The organism is Thauera sp. WB-2 (assembly GCF_027594845.1).
Classification (GTDB): Bacteria; Pseudomonadota; Gammaproteobacteria; order Burkholderiales; family Rhodocyclaceae; genus Thauera; species Thauera mechernichensis.
This window is the reverse complement of record NZ_CP088935.1, coordinates 1,202,422-1,221,049: the sequence shown is the minus strand read 5'-3', so window position 1 is coordinate 1,221,049 and position 18,628 is coordinate 1,202,422. Positions and strand designations below refer to the sequence as shown.

14 protein-coding genes are annotated in these 18,628 nt (G+C 68.1%); 9 read left to right on the top strand and 5 right to left on the bottom strand.

Annotated elements, in window-relative coordinates; all coding sequences use genetic code 11:
- Positions 1-61 precede the first annotated feature (61 nt).
- From dusB to hemF, 5 genes are all read left to right on the top strand, one after another.
- Positions 62-1,087 carry a tRNA dihydrouridine synthase DusB gene (dusB, locus tag LQF09_RS05590; RefSeq protein WP_037983335.1) on the top strand — a complete coding sequence of 342 codons (1,026 nt, stop codon included), beginning with the start codon at positions 62-64 and terminating at the stop codon, positions 1,085-1,087.
- On the top strand, positions 1,084-1,320 hold the full coding sequence (locus LQF09_RS05585) for a helix-turn-helix domain-containing protein (RefSeq protein WP_002933202.1): 237 nt from the start codon (positions 1,084-1,086) through the stop codon (positions 1,318-1,320). Before dusB ends, LQF09_RS05585 begins: the two co-directional genes overlap by 4 nt.
- A 90-nt stretch (positions 1,321-1,410) precedes the next feature.
- A complete protein-coding gene (gene purH, locus LQF09_RS05580) occupies positions 1,411-3,000 on the top strand; it encodes a bifunctional phosphoribosylaminoimidazolecarboxamide formyltransferase/IMP cyclohydrolase (RefSeq protein WP_270069410.1) in 1,590 nt (529 codons plus the stop codon).
- Between the two features lie 36 nt (positions 3,001-3,036).
- Positions 3,037-4,314 (top strand): phosphoribosylamine--glycine ligase, encoded by a 1,278-nt coding sequence (gene purD, locus LQF09_RS05575; RefSeq protein ID WP_002945745.1) that lies wholly within the window; start codon positions 3,037-3,039, stop codon positions 4,312-4,314.
- A 5-nt stretch (positions 4,315-4,319) separates the two neighbouring features.
- Positions 4,320-5,228, top strand: a complete 909-nt coding sequence (gene hemF / locus LQF09_RS05570) for an oxygen-dependent coproporphyrinogen oxidase (RefSeq protein WP_270069854.1) — start codon at positions 4,320-4,322, stop codon at positions 5,226-5,228.
- Between the two features lie 331 nt (positions 5,229-5,559).
- Here hemF and LQF09_RS05565 read toward each other — a convergent pair whose 3' ends face one another.
- The 3 genes from LQF09_RS05565 to hemC form a co-directional block, all read right to left on the bottom strand.
- Entirely contained in the window at positions 5,560-6,750 is a 1,191-nt protein-coding gene (locus LQF09_RS05565) for a heme biosynthesis HemY N-terminal domain-containing protein (RefSeq protein ID WP_270069409.1), read from the bottom strand.
- A 10-nt stretch (positions 6,751-6,760) separates the two neighbouring features.
- On the bottom strand, positions 6,761-8,932 hold the full coding sequence (gene hemDX / locus LQF09_RS05560) for a fused uroporphyrinogen-III synthase HemD/membrane protein HemX (protein ID WP_270069853.1): 2,172 nt from the start codon (positions 8,930-8,932) through the stop codon (positions 6,761-6,763).
- A gap of 90 nt (positions 8,933-9,022) precedes the next feature.
- Positions 9,023-9,955 carry a hydroxymethylbilane synthase gene (hemC, locus tag LQF09_RS05555; RefSeq protein ID WP_004248895.1) on the bottom strand — a complete coding sequence of 311 codons (933 nt, stop codon included), beginning with the start codon at positions 9,953-9,955 and terminating at the stop codon, positions 9,023-9,025.
- Positions 9,956-10,230: 275 nt separating this feature from the next.
- Here hemC and ppc point away from each other — a divergent pair, with 275 nt between their 5' ends.
- Positions 10,231-12,993, top strand: coding sequence for a phosphoenolpyruvate carboxylase (gene ppc, locus LQF09_RS05550; protein ID WP_270069408.1), 2,763 nt, complete (start codon positions 10,231-10,233; stop codon positions 12,991-12,993).
- 21 nt (positions 12,994-13,014) lie between these two features.
- Here ppc and LQF09_RS05545 read toward each other — a convergent pair whose 3' ends face one another.
- Positions 13,015-13,794: a LytR/AlgR family response regulator transcription factor gene (locus LQF09_RS05545; RefSeq protein ID WP_002926753.1), complete on the bottom strand. Its 780-nt coding sequence runs from the start codon at positions 13,792-13,794 to the stop codon at positions 13,015-13,017.
- The gene (locus tag LQF09_RS05540; RefSeq protein WP_002926756.1) at positions 13,784-14,839 is read right to left on the bottom strand and encodes a sensor histidine kinase; all 1,056 of its coding nucleotides are present in this window, start codon (positions 14,837-14,839) and stop codon (positions 13,784-13,786) included. Before LQF09_RS05540 ends, LQF09_RS05545 begins: the two co-directional genes overlap by 11 nt.
- Positions 14,840-14,925: 86 nt before the next feature.
- Here LQF09_RS05540 and argH point away from each other — a divergent pair, with 86 nt between their 5' ends.
- The 3 genes from argH to LQF09_RS05525 are packed head-to-tail and all read left to right on the top strand — an operon-like array spanning position 14,926 to position 18,619.
- Positions 14,926-16,359, top strand: a complete 1,434-nt coding sequence (gene argH / locus LQF09_RS05535) for an argininosuccinate lyase (protein WP_270069407.1) — start codon at positions 14,926-14,928, stop codon at positions 16,357-16,359.
- Positions 16,360-16,409: 50 nt separating this feature from the next.
- Positions 16,410-17,705: a serine/threonine protein kinase gene (locus LQF09_RS05530; protein ID WP_002926761.1), complete on the top strand. Its 1,296-nt coding sequence runs from the start codon at positions 16,410-16,412 to the stop codon at positions 17,703-17,705.
- Complete coding sequence (locus LQF09_RS05525) at positions 17,702-18,619, top strand: fructosamine kinase family protein (RefSeq protein WP_270069406.1); 918 nt, start codon at positions 17,702-17,704, stop codon at positions 18,617-18,619. The genes LQF09_RS05530 and LQF09_RS05525 overlap by 4 nt, the downstream gene beginning before the upstream one ends.
- The last annotated feature ends 9 nt before the right edge of the window (positions 18,620-18,628 follow it).

Below are 18,628 nucleotides of genomic sequence, written 5' to 3'. Positions count from 1 at the left end.
GACACGCCAAGGGTTTGAACGATGGGGTAAAATGCCGGGCTTTCATCGCTCGCTCCCGCTCATGCAGTTCGCCGGCTTTACCTTGCGCAACAATCTTTTCGTCGCTCCGATGGCCGGGGTGACGGATCGTCCTTTCCGCCAGTTGTGCAAGAAACTGGGCGCAGGCGTGGCCGTGTCCGAGATGGTGACGTCCAACTCCCTGCTCTATGGCAGCGAAAAGACCCGTCGCCGTGCAGATCACACCGGCGAGGTCGACCCGATCTCGGTGCAGATTGCCGGCGCCGACCCGGCAATGATGGCCGAGGCCGCAAAGTACAACGCCGACAATGGCGCGCAGATCATCGACATCAACATGGGTTGCCCGGCCAAGAAGGTGTGCAACGTGATGGCTGGCTCGGCGCTGATGCAGGACGAACCGCTGGTGGCGCGCATCCTCGAAGCGGTGGTCAAGGCCGTGCCCGATACCCCGGTCACGCTCAAGTTCCGCACCGGCTGGAACCGTGCCAACAAGAACGCGCCGACGATAGCCCGCATCGCCGAGGCGTCCGGCATCCGCGCCATCGCCATCCACGGCCGTACCCGCGCCGACCAGTACATGGGCGAGGCCGAGTACGACACCATCGCCCACGTCAAGACCCTGGTGAGCATCCCGGTGATCGCCAACGGCGACATCACCAGTCCACAGAAAGCGAAGCACGTCCTTGACTACACCGGCGCCGATGGCGTCATGATCGGGCGCGCCGCACAGGGCCGGCCGTGGATCTTCCGCGAGATCGAGCACTACCTCGCCACCGGCGAGCTGATGCCGCCGCCGCTGGTGAGCGAGATCCATCAGGTCTGCCGCGAACACCTCGCCGACCTGTACGGCTTCTACGGCGACGAGCGCGGCGTCAAGATCGCGCGCAAGCACATCTCCTGGTACACCAAGGGCCTGGTCGGCTCGGCGGCGTTCCGCCGGGCGATGAACCAGATCCCCGACATTCCCGCCCAGCTCGCCGCTGTTGACGACTTCTTCGGCCAGCTAGCCGAGGCCGATGCGCGCCTGAGCTACGAAGCCGACGAAAACCTGCAGGAACTCGCCGCATGAGCCGCAACAACGAGATCGCGGACGCCGTCGTTCGCACCCTGGATCAGTATTTCCGCGACCTCGACGGCGAGAAACCGGGCGCCATCCATGACATGGTGATCCGTAACGTCGAACGCCCGATGCTGCAGTTCGTTCTCGAGCAGGCCAAGGGCAACCAGACGGTCGCCGCCGAGATGCTGGGCATCAACCGCAACACGCTGCGCCGCAAGCTCACCGACTACGAACTGCTGTAAGCCGCCACCGCGCGCTCTTCGGCTCGAACCGGAAGGCGCGGCGCGCACCTCGACCCTCCGTTTTTCTCAATCCTCAGCCCAGTCACCACGATGAACGTCACCCAAGCCCTGATCAGTGTTTCCGACAAACGCGGCGTGCTCGAATTCGCCCGCGAGCTCTCCGCGCTCGGCGTCAAGCTGCTGTCGACCGGCGGCACCGCCAGCCTGTTGCGCGAAGCCGGCCTCGAGGTGACAGACGTTTCCGAGCACACCGGCTTCCCGGAGATGCTCGACGGCCGCGTCAAGACCCTGCACCCCAAGGTGCATGGCGGCATCCTCGCCCGTCGTGATCTCGCCGAGCACATGGACACGATCGCTGCACACGACATCGGCCGCATCGACCTCGTGGTGGTGAACCTCTACCCCTTCCAGCAGACCGTGGCCAAGCCCGACTGCTCGCTGGAAGATGCGATCGAGAACATCGACATCGGCGGCCCCACCATGGTGCGCGCCGCGGCCAAGAACCACGGCAACGAAGACGGCGGTGTCGGCATCGTCACCGACCCCGAGGACTACGCCGGCATCGTCGCCGAGCTCAAGTCCAACGCCGGCAAGCTCAGCCACAAGACCCGCTTCGCGCTCGCGGTGAAGGCCTTCACCCACACTGCGCGCTACGACTCGGCGATCTCCAACTACCTCACCGCGCTGGTCACCAACGACGCCGGCGACGTGTCGCTGCAGACCTACCCCGAGCGCCTGCAGCTCGCCTTCGACAAGGTGCAGGACCTGCGCTACGGCGAGAACCCGCACCAGACCGCGGCCTTCTACCGCCAACCGGGCGCAGCCGAGGGTGGCGTTGCCGGCTACACCCAGCTGCAGGGCAAGGAGCTGTCGTACAACAACATCGCCGACGCCGACGCGGCCTGGGAATGCGTCAAGGCCTTCGACGGCCCGGCCGCCGCCTGTGTCATCGTCAAGCACGCCAACCCCTGTGGCGTGGCCGTCGCCGCCAGCCCGCTCGAAGCCTACAAGAAGGCCTTCGCCACCGACCCGACCTCTGCCTTCGGCGGCATCATCGCCTTCAACGGCGAGGTTGACCGTGCCGCCGCAGAAGCGGTGTCGGCGCAGTTCCTGGAGGTCCTGATTGCGCCGTCCTACACTGCCGACGCGCTCGAACTGCTCGCCGGCAAGAAGAACGTGCGCGTGCTCACCTGCCCGCTCGGCCAGCCCGCAGGCGCCTTCGACTACAAGCGTGTCGGTGGCGGCCTGCTCGTGCAGAGCGCCGACGAGGCTCGCATCCAGGTCGCCGACCTCAAGGCCGTCACCCAGCGCGCACCGACTGACGCCGAGATGCGCGACATGCTGTTCGCCTGGCGCGTGGCCAAGTACGTCAAGTCCAACGCCATCGTGTACTGCAAGGACGGCATGACCATCGGCGTCGGCGCCGGCCAGATGAGCCGCGTCGACTCCGCCCGCATCGCCAAGATCAAGGCCGAGAACGCCGGTCTGCAGATCGCCGGCTGCGTGGTCGCCTCCGACGCCTTCTTCCCCTTCCGCGATGGCCTCGACGTGCTCGCCCAGGCTGGCGCCACGGCGGTGATCCAGCCGGGCGGCTCGATGCGCGACGAAGAGGTCATCGCCGCCGCCAACGAGCAGAACATCGCCATGGTGTTCACCGGCTTCCGCCACTTCCGCCACTAATAACGACATCCTCCCCGCAGAGATCCGGAGCAGCTCATGAAAGTCCTCGTCATCGGTTCAGGCGGTCGCGAACACGCGCTGGCCTGGAAGCTCGCCCAGTCGCCCAAGGTCACCCGCGTGCTGGTGGCGCCGGGCAACCCCGGCACCGCTGCCGAGAAGCTGCTGCAGAACGTACCGGTCACCGATATCAAGGTGCTGGTCGAACTGGCCAAGCGCGAACAGGTCGCCTTCACCGTGGTCGGCCCCGAAGCCCCGCTCGCGGCAGGCGTTGTGGACGCCTTCCGCGCCGCCGGCCTGCCGATCTTCGGCCCCACCAAGGCGGCTGCGCAGCTCGAGAGCTCGAAGGACTTCGCCAAGCAGTTCCTCGTCCGCCACAACATCCCGACCGCGAAGTACCAGACCTTCTCGGACGCTGCCGAGGCGCACGCCTACATCGACACCGAGGGCGCGCCGATCGTGATCAAGGCCGACGGCCTGGCTGCGGGCAAGGGCGTCGTGGTGGCGATGACGGCAGACGAGGCCCATGCCGCGATCGACATGATGCTGCTCGACAACAAGATGGGTGATGCCGGCGCGCGCGTGGTCATCGAGGAATTCATGGAGGGCGAGGAAGCCAGCTTCATCGTCATGGCCGACGGCAGGAACGCGCTCGCGCTCGCCACCAGCCAGGACCACAAGCGCCTCAAAGACGGCGACCAGGGCCCCAATACCGGCGGCATGGGCGCGTATTCGCCCGCTCCGGTGGTGACCCCCGACGTGCATGCACGCGTGATGCGCGAGATCATCAACCCGACGCTGGCCGGCATGACTGCCGACGGCCTGCCTTACACCGGCTTCCTCTATGCCGGGCTGATGATCGATGGCGACGGCCGTCCGCGCGTGGTCGAGTTCAACTGCCGCATGGGCGATCCGGAAACGCAACCGATCATGATGCGGCTCAAGACGGACCTCGCAGACCTCATCGAAGCGGCCATCGCCGGCAAGCTCGACCACACCGAAGCCGAGTGGGATCGCCGCTTTGCGCTGGGAGTTGTGCTGGCTGCCGCCGGCTACCCGGACAGCCCGCGCAAGGGCGACGCCATCACCGGCCTGCCCGCCAACGAGCTCGAGGACGTGCATGTGTTCCATGCCGGCACCGCCGACGAGGACGGCCAAGTCGTCACCGCCGGCGGCCGCGTGCTGTGCGTGACTGCGCTCGGCGACAACGTGCGCACGGCGCAGAAGCGCGCCTACGAGATCGCCGACATGATCCAGTTCGAGGGCCGCCAGTACCGCCGCGACATCGGCCACCGCGCCATCGGCCGCAAGCTCTGATGACGATGCAGGCCGAGATCGTAAAGCCCTGGTTCACGGGGCTGCAGTCGCGCATCGTAGACCGCCTTGAAGCCTTCGATGGCGTCGCCTTCCGTGCCGACGGCTGGGAGCGCCCGGGCGGCGGTGGCGGGCTGACGCGAGTGATCGAGGACGGTAACTTCTTCGAGCGCGGCGGGGTCAACTTTTCCCACGTCACCGGCGACGCCATGCCGGCCTCAGCCACTGCCCACCGCCCCGAACTCGCCGGCCGGCGCTTCGAGGCCATGGGCGTATCGCTCGTGCTGCACCCGCGCAACCCCTGGTGCCCCACGGTGCACATGAACGTGCGCTGCTTCATCGCCATGGCCGAGGACAAGGCCCCGGTGTGGTGGTTCGGCGGCGGCATGGACCTGACGCCGTATTACGCCTTCGAGGACGACGTCCGCCACTTCCACGCCACCTGCAAGGCAGCCGTGCTGCCCTGGGGCGGCGAGGCGGAACACCGCCGCCTCAAGGACTGGTGCGACCGTTACTTCTTTCTCAAGCACCGTAACGAGCCACGCGGCGTGGGCGGGCTGTTCTTCGACGATCTCGGCGCCGACGGCCAGACCGATTTCGATACCGCCTTCGGGCTGACACGCTCGGTCGGCGAAGCCTTCCTCGACGCCTACCTGCCGATTATCGAGCGCCGCAAGGACATTGCCTACGGCGAACGCGAGCGCGACTTCCAGGCCTACCGCCGCGGCCGCTACGTGGAGTTCAACCTGGTGTTCGACCGCGGCACACTGTTTGGCCTGCAGTCCGGCGGTCGTACCGAATCGATCCTGATGTCGATGCCACCGATCGTGAAGTGGCGCTACGACTGGCACCCCGAGCCCGGCAGCCCCGAGTCGCAGCTCTACGACATCTTTCTCAAGCCGCGGGACTGGGCCTGAGCCTAGCGCTTTGGGCTCGACGCAGGCGCAAAGGCCTTCAACCCCTCGCGGCTCGCGCCGCTCCTACAGGGGGCGACGCGCGTTGGGTTTGCTGTAGGAGCGGCGCCAGCCGCGAGATTTTCATCGGCTGCCCACCCACTTCCGTCGCCTTCAACCCCTCGCGGCCCGCGCCGCTCCTCCAGGGGGCGACGCGCGTTGGGTTTGCTGTAGGAGCGGCGCCAGCCGCGAGATTTTCTTCCTCCAAGCACACCTGCCATCCCTGGCCCTAGAAAGCGCAGAGGGCCGCAAACACTACGCCCGCGGCCCCCTTGTGCCCAGCCCTGCGCTGCCTTCAGGCCGCTGCGGCCGAGCCCACCTTCTCCGCCGCGGCACGGTAGTGGCGCTGGGCGTCTGCCGGACGCTCGAGCGTGTCGAACAGGTGTGCCAGCGCAAGATGCGTATCCACCGCCGGCGACTGCTTGAGCGAGGCTTCGAGGTAGCTCTGCGCCTTGCCCCACAGTTCACTGCGCCGGCACAGCTGGCCAAGGGCAAACAGCAGGCCGCTGTCCTGAGGATGCGCCTCGAGCCAGCCTTCGGCCTTCTGCAGGCAGCTGCGCGCATCCTCGTTCGACGCCGCGCAGTAGGCGTACAGGCGCGCCAGCGCCGTATCCCAGCGTTCGTCGAGCAGACGCTCGACCTGGCGCCGGACCGTCACACCATGGCCGGCGCGCGCCATCAGCGGCAGTGCACGCTCCACCAGACCCCGATCCTGCAACTCGTCCTCGGGGATCTCCTTCCAGTACTGCGCAAGCGCCCCAGTGTCGCCCGCCAGCTGCTTCATGCGCTCGATGTGTGCCCGTCTCAGCTTGGGCGCGGCCTGCTCATCGCTGAGAGCCTTGTGCTTGCGCAGCTGGCGTACGTGATGCACCAACTCGTCCCAGCGCCCCAATGCCAACGCCACACGTGACTCCAGCCGCAGCATGGCGATGTGCTTGTGCCCGGCATCGCGCAAGGTCTGCAGGCGGCTCGCGGCAACGTCGAACTGACGGCTTTCGATGGCGAGCTCGGCCTCGGTCATCAGGCGAGCTACTTCACTGCCCTTCTCTTCTGCGGCATGCCCCAGCCACTCCTGGTAACGGGCCTCGTCCTGCAGGCCATGCGCCGCGCGCGCAGCCACCAGTGCAGCCATGGACGAGCCCGCGCTCGCAGTGTATGCAGTCGAGGCCGACTTGAGCGATTGCGAGAAACGGCCTTCGAACAGGGCATTGATCGCGCCATGCAGCGCGCGATCGGCCTTTTGCCGGCGTCGGCGCTCACGCCAACTGGCAACCCGGGCAGGCAGACCCAGCGTGCGACCGATGACCTTGAGCAGCAGGTGGACGAGCAGCACGCCGACGACGAGCAGGACGATGAACAGGTTCAGCGAGATCTGCGCCCGCCAGGGCGACAGCACAACCAAGACATAGCCGTCATTCACACCGGCAACCATCGCCACGCCGACAGCGAGGGCGAAGATGCCGATCAACCAGATCAGTGCGCGCATCGACTGGCCCTCACTCGCTCACGGCCGGCGCCGCGCCTGCCGAATCGCCACCTTCCGTGCCCTCTCCAGCGTCGGCCTCCTGGGCTTCGGCGGCAACCTCGGCGGCCTCCACCGTCGTGCCCGCAGCGGGCGCAGCAGTCGGCGCAGCCGGTGCGGCCGCAGGGACGTCCTGTGCCGGCGTAGTGGGCACTTGCGGCCGACCGCTACGCGCTTGCGCAAGACGCAGCGCATTGAAGGTCTCGGACAGGTTGTGTGGCTCATAGCGCACCCGCACTGCCTCCAGGGTCTTGAGTTCAGTCAGCGCAGCCTGCACGCGAGCGTCACGCGGGTCGAAGAAACGCTCCACCCAGGCGCGAGCCTGCGCCAGGTCGGCCTCGTAGGTGCGGCCATCGCGGGCCAGCAGCGCGAGACGCGCGGTGAGCAGGCGGATCTTGAGGTTCTCGCGCAGGAAAGCGTTCTGCGCCGGCGCCAGCAACACCGGCTCTGCCTGGTCGAGACGCTCGACCCGGATAAGGGTGCGCACTTCGTGCCAGACGTCGGCCGCCAGCGCTTCGCCAAGGCGCCACGCGCTGGCCATCCAGCCTGCCAGCCCGGTGCTTTCGCCCGGTGCCAGATCGCGGCCGACCGCAGCCTCCACCGGCAACTGCCCCTCGAAGGCGAGCGGCAGAGCGTCGGCGCGCTCGAGCAGGCGCTCAAGGCGCAGGCTCAGGCCCGAGACGTCGAGTACCGGCTGCAACTTGAGCGCGTCGATGTCGTTTGCCAACGCACGCCGCAGCCCGGCAAGCTGCCCCCGATCATGCAGCGCGAGGCGGGATTCGGCCTCCTGCAGCGCAATCAGCGCAGCCTCGACGTTGCCGGCAATCTGCAACTGCTGTGCGGCGAGCACCACCGCCTGCTCGACCTCGGCAATCACGCCGTCTTCACGCGTACGCGAGAACTCCTGATAAAGGGCTTCGAGCGCAGCGGCCTGGCCTTCGGTCTCCTCGACCTTGGCGCTCAACGCACCCAGGCGGCCCTGAAGCGCGGCGATCACTTCCTGTTGCTGGCGCACGATGCCGCGCGCCTCGCTCGCCACCCGCTCGCCCTCGGACAGGCGCTGTGCCAGTTCCTCGCGCAGGACGGTCGCGCCGACCCGCGTGTCGCGTGCCTGCCACACTGCCCAGCCGGCAATGCCGATCGCCACCAAGGCCAGCAACAGTGCCCACCACGCGGCAGCGCTGCGGCGCGGCGCGGCCACCACCCCCTGCTCGGCTCCGCCCGCAGGCTGGACCACATCGGTTGAAGTCTCGGCCGACGAGGCGGCTTCGCCGCGCTCCACCGTATCGGCACTCGTGCTTGCAGCGGCTTGCTCGCCGCGCGCCGCGTCGAGGGCATCGTCCTTACGATCGGGATGGGCGCTCGCCGGCGGCTGCGTGAGGGCGGGAGTCTCTTCTTTCATGGCTTCAGTGTAACCAAAGTGGTCCTCAAGTGCCTGCATCAGGCCGTCATCACCGGCGGGCGCCTCAATCACGTCAGCGAAACCGGCCTCGCGGGCCTGCTCGACGATGCGTGGATGAGTGGCGAACACCTTTACCTGGCGCAATGCCGCAAGCCCTTCAGCGCCGAGCATCTGCGCCAGGTTGCGGACGCCTTCACTGCTGGTCAGCAGCAGGGCGTCGACCTCACCGCGACCCACCGGCTGCAGCAACAGCGCAGGATCAAGCTCCGGACAGTAGCGCCGATAGCACGTGACATATTCAACACTGGCGCCGCGCTCGCGCAAGGTATCGGCAAGCAACTCGCGACCGCCGTCACCGCGGAAGATCAGCACCTTGCAGCCGGCCACAGCCTCTGCGGCAAACTCGGGCAGCGCAATCACAGCCTCGCTGTCGAACCCGACCTGCGGCGCAATGACCGCCTCGAAGCCATAGTCGCGCAGCACCCGCTCGCTGCCCTTGCCCACGGTCGACACGCGCAGACCAGCCGGCCAGGCGCGCCGCGGCAGGATGTACTGCATCGCGTAGTTGGCGGCATTGGGGCTGACAAAGAACGCCAGCTGGAACTCGTCGAGGCGGGGTACCACGGCCTCGAGCTGGGCAGGATCGGGCGCCGCACCGATCGCAATCACCGGAAAGCGCAGGGCGCGGCCACCTGCGGCCTCGATGCGCCGGCACAGGTTGTCGGCCTGCTCCTGCGGGCGCATCACGACCAGGCAGCGCCCTGCGAGAGGGCCGGCGCCCGGACCGGGCGCGGACGGGAGAGCGGGGGCGGTCGCCATCAGCTGTGTTCGCCGTCAGCCGATATCGGCCAGGATCGCCTCGGCGCCCTGCGCGCGCAGATCTTCGGCCAGTGCGCGGCCAAGCGCGTCGGCATCGGCGGGCGCGCCCTCGCGTTCGGCACGGACGATCTCGCTGCCATCGGGGCGGGCGACGAAACCTCGCAGCCACAACTGCCCTCCGCGGATCACCGCGTAGGCACCCAGCGGCACCTCGCAGCTGCCGGCCAGTGCGCGTGCGACTGCACGCTCGGCCAGCACGCAGGCGGCAGTATCGGCATCGACCAGGGGTTGCAGCCAGGCAATGACATCGGGCCGCGCCGCCAGGCATTCGATACCGAGCGCGCCCTGTCCGGCGGCCGGCAGCGACACCTCGGCCGGCATCACCGAGCGGATGCGCTCGCCCAGTCCGAGCCGGGTCAGCCCGGCCGCGGCGAGGATGATTGCGTCGTACTGGCCTTCGTCGAGCTTGCGCAGACGGGTGTCGAGGTTGCCGCGCAAGCTGGTCACGGCAAGGAAGGGATACTGCGCATGGATCTGCGATTCGCGGCGCAGCGAGGACGTCCCCACCACAGCCCCAGGGGGCATGTCCGCCAGGCTGTCGTAGCGATTGGAGACGAAGGCGTCGAGCGGAACCTCGCGCTCCGTGATGCAGGGCAGCACGAACTCATCGCCCATCACCATCGGCACGTCCTTCATCGAATGCACGGCGATGTCGGCGCGCCCATCGAGCAGGGCTGTTTCCAGCTCCTTCACGAACAGGCCCTTGCCGCCAACCTTCGCGAGCGGGCGGTCGAGGATCTGGTCACCGCGCGTGGTCATGCCCAGAAGCTCGACATTGCAGCCGGGATACAATCCCTCGAGCCGGGCCTTGATGTGCTCGGCCTGCCACAGGGCGAGACGGCTTTCACGGGTAGCGATGACGATGCGCTCGGGGGTCGCTTGGCTCACGATGGATAACTCACGTAACAAGTAGGAAGGTGCCGGGTACGGCCAGATTTCGCCGCACTGCAGCATCAGGGTTCGCACCAATGGTGCGCGGACAGGCCGGGATTCTAGCATGCGTGCCGATCGCACTCTTTTCCCCACCGACCGCCTTGCCTGGCACGCAGCACATCTCTCTGCGACGCCGGAGCGATGCACAACGCCGGGACGCCCTGACGTGAGCATGGACGATCAACGGCAGGTGCAGGGCCCCCTAGACGACAACCAGGAAACCAAGACACATGACCCAGGACAAGGACGCCCCGCTGCGTGAAGACATCCGCCTGCTCGGGCGCCTGCTCGGTGACACCGTGCGCGACCAGCAGGGCGCAGCCGCCTTCGAGCTGATCGAGCGCATCCGCCAGAACTCGGTGCGCTTCCGCCGCGACGACGACATTGCGGCCCGGCGCGAGCTCGAGGACATCCTCGATGCGCTGTCGCGCGACCAGACGATCCAGGTCGTGCGCGCCTTCAGCTACTTCTCGCACCTGGCCAACATCGCCGAGGACCAGCACCACATCCGGCGCTCGCGCGCACACCTGGTGGCGGGCTCGGCCCCGCGCGAGGGCAGCCTGCCGCACGCGCTGCAGGCGGTGTTCGACAGCGGCGTGACCGATGCTGCAGGCCTGGTCGCGTTCTTTGACGGTGCGCTGGTGTCGCCGGTGCTCACCGCCCACCCCACCGAGGTGCAACGAAAGAGCATCCTCAACTGCGAGACCGTGATCGCGCGCCTGCTCGACGAGCGCGACCGCATGCAGCTCACCCCCGAGGAGGCCGCAGCCAGCGACGAGGCGCTGCGCCGCGCGGTGCTCACGCTATGGCAGACGCGCATGCTGCGCACCGCCAAGCTGTCGGTGATCGACGAGGTCAATAACGGCCTGTCGTATTTCGACACCACCTTCCTGCGCGAGCTGCCGCGTCTGTACGCCAGCCTGGAAGACCGCCTGGCCGCGGCCGACCCGGCGCTGGGCGCACCCGAGCTGGCCGCCTTCGTGCAGGTGGGCAGCTGGATCGGCGGTGATCGCGACGGCAACCCCTTCGTCACCGCCGAGGTGCTCGAGCGCGCGCTCGCCATGCAGGCGGCCGTCGCCCTGGGCTACTACCTCACCGAACTGCACACCCTGGGCTCGCAGCTCTCGCTCGGGCTGGGCCTGGTCTCCGCCTCGGAGGCGCTGCTGGCGCTGGCCGAGCGCTCGCCCGACCACTCGCCGCACCGCAGCGACGAACCCTACCGGCGCGCCATCACCGGCATCTACGCCCGCCTGGCGGCCACCTACCAGGCGCTGCTCGGGCACGCCCCGGCCCGCCCCGCAGTGGCCGCGGCCGAGCCCTATGCCGGCGCCGACGCGCTCGCCGAGGACCTCGACACTCTGCACCACTCGCTGGTGGCCAACGGCTCGGCCGCGCTCGCGCGCGGGCGGCTGCGCCACCTGCGCCGCGCGGTGAAGGTGTTCGGCTTTCATCTCGCGCCGCTCGACCTGCGCCAGAACTCGGACGTGCACGAACGCGTGGTCGCCGAGCTGCTCGAAGTGGCCCGTCCCGGCACTGCCTATTCCAGCCTTGACGAGGCCGCGCGCTGCGCGCTGCTGCTCGAAGAGCTCGCCACCGCGCGCCCGCTCGCCTCGCCCCACGTCGCCTACTCCGAGGAGAGCGCGGGCGAGCTCGCCATCTTCCGCGCCGCGCGCGGCATCCACCAGCGCTACGGCAGCGCCGCCATCCGCAACTGCATCATCTCCAAGACCGACGACGTCTCCGACCTGCTCGAGCTGGCCGTGCTGCTGAAGGAGGCCGGCCTGCTGCGCCCGCTCGAGAACGCGCTCGACGTGAACATCGTGCCGCTGTTCGAGACCATCGGCGACCTGGAGAACGCCGCCGGCGTGATGGAACGCCTGTTCTCGATCCCGGCCTACCGCGGCCTGCTCGAGGCGCGCGCCCACACCCAGGAGGTCATGCTCGGCTACTCGGACAGCAACAAGGACGGCGGCTTCCTCACCTCGGGCTGGGCGCTGTACAAGGCCGAGGGCGAGCTGGTGGCCACCTTCGCCCGCCACGGCGTGCGCCTGCGCCTGTTCCACGGCCGCGGCGGTTCGGTGGGGCGCGGCGGCGGGCCGAGCTACCAGGCCATCCTCGCTCAGCCCGAGGGCGCGGTGCAGGGCCAGATCCGGCTCACCGAGCAGGGCGAGGTGATCGGCGCCAAGTACGGCAACCCGGAAGTGGGCCGGCGCAACCTCGAGGTGCTGGTGGCCGCCACGCTCGAGACCAGCCTGCGCCCGGCCAGCGCCGCGCCCACCCCGGCGGCCTTCCTCGAGGCCATGCAGGCCTTGTCGGACGCCGCCTTCGCCGCCTACCGCGGCCTGGTCTACGAGACCGAGGGCTTCGAGCGCTACTTCTGGGAATCGACCGTGATCAGCGAGATCGCCGCGCTCAACATCGGCAGCCGCCCGGCCTCGCGCAAGAAGAGCACCGCCATCGAGGATCTGCGCGCCATCCCCTGGGTCTTCAGCTGGTCGCAGTGCCGGGTGATGCTGCCGGGCTGGTACGGCTTTGGCAGCGCGGTGCAGGCCTTGCTCGCCCGCCAGCCCGCGGACGGCCTGGCGCTGCTGCAGCGCATGAACCGCGAGTGGCCCTTCTTCCAGACCCTGCTGTCGAACATGGACATGGTGCTGGCCAAGACCGACCTCGCGATCGCCAGCCGCTACGCCGAGCTGGTCAAGGACGCCGCGCTGCGCGAGGCGATCTTCGGGCGCATCCGCGCCGAGCACCAGGCCACCGTCGAGGCGGTGCTCAAGATCACCGGCCAGGCCGCGCTGCTCGACGGCAACCCACTGCTCAAGCGCTCGATCCGCAACCGCTTCCCCTACCTGGACCCGCTCAACCACGTCCAGGTCGAGCTGCTGCGCCGCCACCGCGAAGCCGCCGCCGCTGCCGGCAGCGACGAGCGCACCCGCAACGGCATCCATATCTCGATCAACGGCATCGCGGCGGGCTTGCGCAACAGCGGCTAGGGCGCAGCACAGGACGCGCGCCTACACACCAAGCGCCTGGCGGACCGCAGGCCACTGCCTGCGGCTGACCGCCAGGCGCTCGTCCACGCCCTTGAGCAGTACCGCCCAGTGGGCCTCGCCGTCCTGCTCACCGGCGCGCTCGACACCGAGCACCGCCGCACGCGCCACCAGGCAGTTGCGGTGCAAGCGCAGGAAGCGCTGGGGAAACTCCTCCTCGAGCTGGACCAGCGATTCGTCGAGCACGTAGTCGCGCTCTGCCGTGCGCGCTGTGACGTACTTGAGCTCGGCACGCAGGTAAAGCACATCGGCCACCGGCAGCAACAGGATGCGCCCACGCTCGCTGACGCTGAAGTGACGGCGCTCGCCCGGCGCCAGGCCGGCCAGCGTGGCGTCGGCGACACGCGCGGGCGGGCGCAGCTTGCCCAGCGCAGCAGCCAGGCGCTCGGCGCGCACGGGCTTGAGCAGGTAATCGACCGCCGCAAGGTCGAAGGCCTGGACCGCATACTGGTCGTAAGCAGTCACGAAGATAACCGCCGGCGGCTTGTCGAGGCGGCCCAGGTGGCGGGCAAGCTCCACCCCATCCATCACCGGCATGCGGATGTCGGCGAGGACGACGTCGGCCGGCTCTGCCTCCAGGATGCGCAAGGCCTCCACGCCATTGGCCGCCATGCCCACGACCCGGCTCGGCTGCCCCGCACCGATGTCGCCGAGCAGGTCGCGCAGGCGGCTGCGTGCAGGCGCTTCGTCATCGACAATCAGGACCCGCAGTGCGGGCGCTGCTCCGCCCCCCTCAGGCTTCATCGTTCCATGCTCCCAAAGCACCCCCGGTACGGTAAGGCAGTCGGATGCGCACACGGTATCGCCTGCCATCGTCGTTGATCTCAAGCCCGGCCTCGAGGTCATAGAACAGCATCAGGCGCTCACGAATGTTGTCGAGTGCCATGCGATTGCCGGCATGGTGGCCACCTGCATCGCACACCGGGTTGTCGACCTCGAGCCTCAGCTCCTTGCCGTGGCGCGCCAGACGCACGACCACCTCACCTGCCTGGGCAGCGGGCTCGATGCCGTGATAAACCGCGTTCTCCAGCAGCGGCTGCAATAGCAGCGGCGGGACTCGCGCTTCGAGCAAGGCCTCGCGCCCGCCCTCACCTTCGCCAAGCTCCCAGCGCACATGCAGGCGCTCGCCCAGACGCAGGCGCTCGAGGTCGATATAGCGCTCGCACAGCGCCAGTTCGTCGCGCAGCGGCACCTGCTCGCGGTTGTCCTGCATCAGCGCACGAAACAGGTCTGCAAGCTCTTCGAGGGCGCGCTCGGCCCGACGGGGATCGGTCCGGATGACCCCAAGCACACCGTTGAGGCTGTTGAAGAAGAAATGTGGCCGGATGCGCGCGGTAAGCGCAAGCAGACGCGCCTCGGCAAGCGCGGGCGTATAGCGGCAGCGCACATAGTCGAGGTAAAGCAGGCACAGCATGGCGGCCAGCGCCGCCCACACCGCGCTGCGCGCGCCCTCGGCGACCACATCGCCGCCGACCAGCACCACACCCGCAAGCGCCGCAGCAACAGCCAGGCCGACAACGGCGAACCACGCGCGACGCGCACCAGCGCGCAGCAATGCAGGTGCCACGCCATAGAGCAGCAGCACGGTGAGCAACAGCGGCAGCGCCACCTGCCCGGCCATCAAGACCAGCGCTGCCGGCAGCTCGGCGGGCTCATCGACACGCACGCCAACGGTGAGAACGACGAGCAGGCTCACCAGCACAAGCACGCGCAGGATGACGCCCAGATTGCGGAAATCCGGCAGGCGGGGCGGGCCAAGCCCGGCTGGCTTTTGCTTTATAATTTCCATCGTTCCCGAGCGCCGTGACCACGGCCTCACATCCACGCGCAGGGCCGGCTTCAATACGCCGGCCGATTCATTTCATCGGCACCATTATGACAGACACCACGACGCCGGCAGCCGGCGGCAACGAACCCGCCAAGGCCTGGTCCGGCCGCTTCACGGAGCCCGTCTCAGAACTCGTCAAGCGCTACACCGCCAGCGTGTTCTTCGACCAGCGCATGGCGACGCAGGACATCCGCGGCTCGCTCGCGCACGCGAGGATGCTCGCCCGCCAGGGCATCATCGGCGCCCAGGATCTCGCCGATATCGAGCGCGGAATGGCGCAGATCAAGGACGAGATCGAGCGTGGCGAATTCACCTGGAACCTCGACGACGAGGACGTGCACCTCAACATCGAGAAACGCCTTACCGCGCTCGTGGGCGACGCCGGCAAGCGCCTGCACACCGGCCGCAGCCGCAACGACCAGGTCGCCACCGACATCCGCCTGTGGCTGCGCGACGCGATCGACCAGATCCTGGCGCTGATCGCCGAGTTCCAGAAGAACCTGCTCGATGTCGCCGAGGCCAACGCCGACACACCGATGCCCGGCTTCACCCACCTGCAGGTGGCGCAGCCGGTTACCTTCGGCCACCACCTGATGGCGTATTACGAGATGAGCAGGCGCGACGCCGAGCGCTTTGCCGACTGCCGCAAGCGTACCAACCGCCTGCCGCTGGGCTCGGCCGCGCTCGCCGGCACCAGCTACCCGATCGACCGCGAGTTCGTGGCCGCGGAGCTGGGTTTCGACGAGGTCTGCTACAACTCGCTCGACGCCGTCAGCGACCGCGACTTCGCCATCGAGTTCTGCGCCGCATCGGCGTTGCTGATGACCCACCTGTCGCGCCTGTCCGAGGAGCTGATCCTGTGGATGAGCCCCCGCGTGGGCTTCATCGACCTCGCCGACCGCTTCTGCACCGGCAGTTCGATCATGCCGCAGAAGAAGAACCCCGACGTGCCCGAGCTCGTGCGCGGCAAGACCGGCCGCGTCAACGGCAGCCTGATCGCCTTGCTCACCCTGATGAAGGGCCAGCCCCTGGCTTACAACAAGGACAACCAGGAAGACAAGGAGCCGCTGTTCGACACCGCCGACACCGTCATCGACACCCTGCGCATCTATGCCGACATGATCACCGGCATCAAGGTCAAGGCCGACGCCATGCGCGGCGCGCTCTGCCAGGGCTATGCCACCGCCACCGACCTCGCCGACTACCTGGTCAAGAAGGGCCTGCCCTTCCGCGATGCGCACGAGGCCGTGGCGCTGGCGGTGCGCGCAGCCGATGTCAAGGGCTGCGACCTGCCGCAGTTCTCGCTCGACGAGCTGCGCATCGCCATGGCGCACGTGCCGGGCGCAGCCGAGCGCCTGGGCGAGGACGTGTTCGGCGTGCTCACGGTCGAGGGCTCGCTGGCCTCGCGCAAGCACATTGGCGGCACCGCGCCGGAGCAGGTTCGCGCCGCCGTTGCACGCGCGCGCAACCGGCTCGGCTGAGTTCGCCGCAACTCGATGACGGCACATAAAGACGCTGCGGCGCGGCGACGATGAACACGGCAACGGCTGAGTTCATCGGCAAGTACGAACTTCGCCGCCTCATCGGCCGCGGCGCCACCAGCAGCGTCCACCTGGCCTGGGATCCGTTCCGCCAGACCGAGGTCGCCATCAAGCGCCTGCGTCGCGAGATCGTGAGCGACCCGCAGCGTGGCCGCCTGCTGCGCCAGCTGTTTCTCAACGAAGCCACCTTCGCAGGCAAGCTCAAGCACCCCCACATCGTCCGCATCCATGACGCCATGGTGGGCGACGACAGCGCCTGGCTGGTGATGGACTACATACCCGGCGGCACACTCGACGCCATCGCCACCCCAGGGACGCTCGCCCCCTTCGAGCGCGTCATAGAAATCGTCTTCAAGGCCACGCGCGCGCTCGACTACGCCTTTCACCAGGGCATCACCCATCGCGACATCAAGCCGGCCAACATCCTGCTGATGGAACCGGAGGGCACCGACATCCGCATCTCGGACTTCGGCGCCGCGCTGCACACGGCACGCGAGACCACCCAGATCTCCGGCGTCGGCTCGCCTGCCTACATGTCACCACAGCAGGTGCGCGAGGTGCCGCTGGACCACCGCACCGACATCTATTCGCTCGGCGTGGTGATGTTCCAGTTGCTCACTGGTCGCCTGCCCTTCGAGCACGACAACAACTACAGCCTGCTCTACAGCATCGCCAACGATACGCCACCACTCCCCTCGGAACTGCGCCCCGAGGTACCCGAAGCCCTCGATGCGATCGTGCGTCGCGCCACCGAAAAGGACATCGAGCGTCGCTACCAGGACTGGGCCGAGTTCTCGCACGACCTCGCGCTCGCATTCCGCAACCATGGCGTGCACCTGGCCGCAAACAGCGTCCCCGATGCAGAGAAGTTCGAAGCCCTGCGCGCGATCCACTTCTTCCGCCGCTTCTCGGATGCCGAACTGTGGGAGGTCATCGGCCTGTCGCGCTTCAGTCGTGCCCATAGCGGCACGGTGATCTTCAAGGAAGGGGAGCGCGGCGACGCCGTTTGTTTCGTGCTCGAAGGCGAGGCGCATGTACGCAAGCACGGGCATCTGCTCAACGTGTTGAGCACCGGCGAGTGCTTCGGCGAGGTGGCGGTGTTCTCGGCGGCTGCCGGCATACGCTCGGCCTCGGTCGAAGCGACCACCGACACAGCGCTCATCACCATACGCGCAGCGGCCCTGCAACGCGCCAGCGACACCTGCCGCATGCATTTCTACCAGGGCTTCCTCGAGGTCCTCGCCACCCGCCTGTCCCAGGCCAGCGCACGCATCGCGAACCCATGAGCACACCGCCCCACCCCGCCCTGCCCGACATCGAACACGCAATCCGCAACGCGACCGGCAGCGCCTTCCACATCGCCGAACTGACACCAGCCAGAGGCGGTAGCACCCACCAGGCGATGACCGTCTACGGCACCGACGGCAGCCGCCACTTCGTCAAGGTCGGGCCCCGCGCCTGTGCAGCGATGTTCGCTGCCGAATCAGACGGCCTCGCCGCGATCGCAGCCAGCGCAACGTTCCGCACGCCTGCCGTCATTGCCCGTGGCGAGTCCGCCGAGCACGCCTTCGTCGTCCTCGAGCACCTCGACCTGCTGGCTGTGAGCTCTGCGGCCGACGGCGTCCGCTATGCCGAAGCGCTGGCTGCCCTCCATCACACGACGGGCGACAGCTTCGGCTGGCGATGCGACAACTTCCTCGGCCGCAGCGCCCAGCGCAACACGCCAAGTGCGAACTGGGCCCAGTTCTTCATCGAACAGCGCCTGCGCCCCCAGTTCGCCCTTGCGCGCGAGCGCGGCTTCGTCGGCGAGCTGCAGAAGCAGGGAGAACGCCTGCTCCCACGCGTGCCCGCACTCTTCCTCGACTACCGTCCACGCGAGAGCCTCGTCCACGGCGACCTCCGGCACGGCAACGCAGCCCTGCTCGCAGACGGCACGCCGGTTGCGTACGACCCCGCGGTGCACTTCGGCGACCGCGAGTCGGATATCGCCATGAGCGAGCTTTTCGGCGGCTTCCCGTCGAGCTTCTATGCGCGCTACCGCCAGGCTTGGCCGCTGCACGAGGACTACGAGCAGCGCAAGCTGCTGTACAGCCTGTATCACATGCTCAACCACCTCAACCTCTTCGGGCGCGGCTACCTAGGCGAAGCGCTGAGGCTTGCGACCAAGCTCAACCAGGAACTGTCGCTGCGCCGGGATTGAGGACAGGCG

What these genes read in the sequence shown, in the direction of transcription:
- LQF09_RS05545 (WP_002926753.1), bottom strand. Translation starts at nt 13,794, where the DNA reads ATGAAGCCTGAGGGGGGCGGAGCAGCGCCCGCACTGCGGGTCCTGATT.
- LQF09_RS05530 (WP_002926761.1), top strand. Translation starts at nt 16,410, where the DNA reads ATGAACACGGCAACGGCTGAGTTCATCGGCAAGTACGAACTTCGCCGC.
- LQF09_RS05540 (WP_002926756.1), bottom strand. Translation starts at nt 14,839, where the DNA reads ATGGAAATTATAAAGCAAAAGCCAGCCGGGCTTGGCCCGCCCCGCCTG.
- purD (WP_002945745.1), top strand. Translation starts at nt 3,037, where the DNA reads ATGAAAGTCCTCGTCATCGGTTCAGGCGGTCGCGAACACGCGCTGGCC.
- ppc (WP_270069408.1), top strand. Translation starts at nt 10,231, where the DNA reads ATGACCCAGGACAAGGACGCCCCGCTGCGTGAAGACATCCGCCTGCTC.
- LQF09_RS05585 (WP_002933202.1), top strand. Translation starts at nt 1,084, where the DNA reads ATGAGCCGCAACAACGAGATCGCGGACGCCGTCGTTCGCACCCTGGAT.
- LQF09_RS05525 (WP_270069406.1), top strand. Translation starts at nt 17,702, where the DNA reads ATGAGCACACCGCCCCACCCCGCCCTGCCCGACATCGAACACGCAATC.
- hemDX (WP_270069853.1), bottom strand. Translation starts at nt 8,932, where the DNA reads ATGCGCCCGCAGGAGCAGGCCGACAACCTGTGCCGGCGCATCGAGGCC.
- purH (WP_270069410.1), top strand. Translation starts at nt 1,411, where the DNA reads ATGAACGTCACCCAAGCCCTGATCAGTGTTTCCGACAAACGCGGCGTG.
- argH (WP_270069407.1), top strand. Translation starts at nt 14,926, where the DNA reads ATGACAGACACCACGACGCCGGCAGCCGGCGGCAACGAACCCGCCAAG.
- LQF09_RS05565 (WP_270069409.1), bottom strand. Translation starts at nt 6,750, where the DNA reads ATGCGCGCACTGATCTGGTTGATCGGCATCTTCGCCCTCGCTGTCGGC.
- dusB (WP_037983335.1), top strand. Translation starts at nt 62, where the DNA reads ATGCAGTTCGCCGGCTTTACCTTGCGCAACAATCTTTTCGTCGCTCCG.
- hemF (WP_270069854.1), top strand. Translation starts at nt 4,320, where the DNA reads ATGCAGGCCGAGATCGTAAAGCCCTGGTTCACGGGGCTGCAGTCGCGC.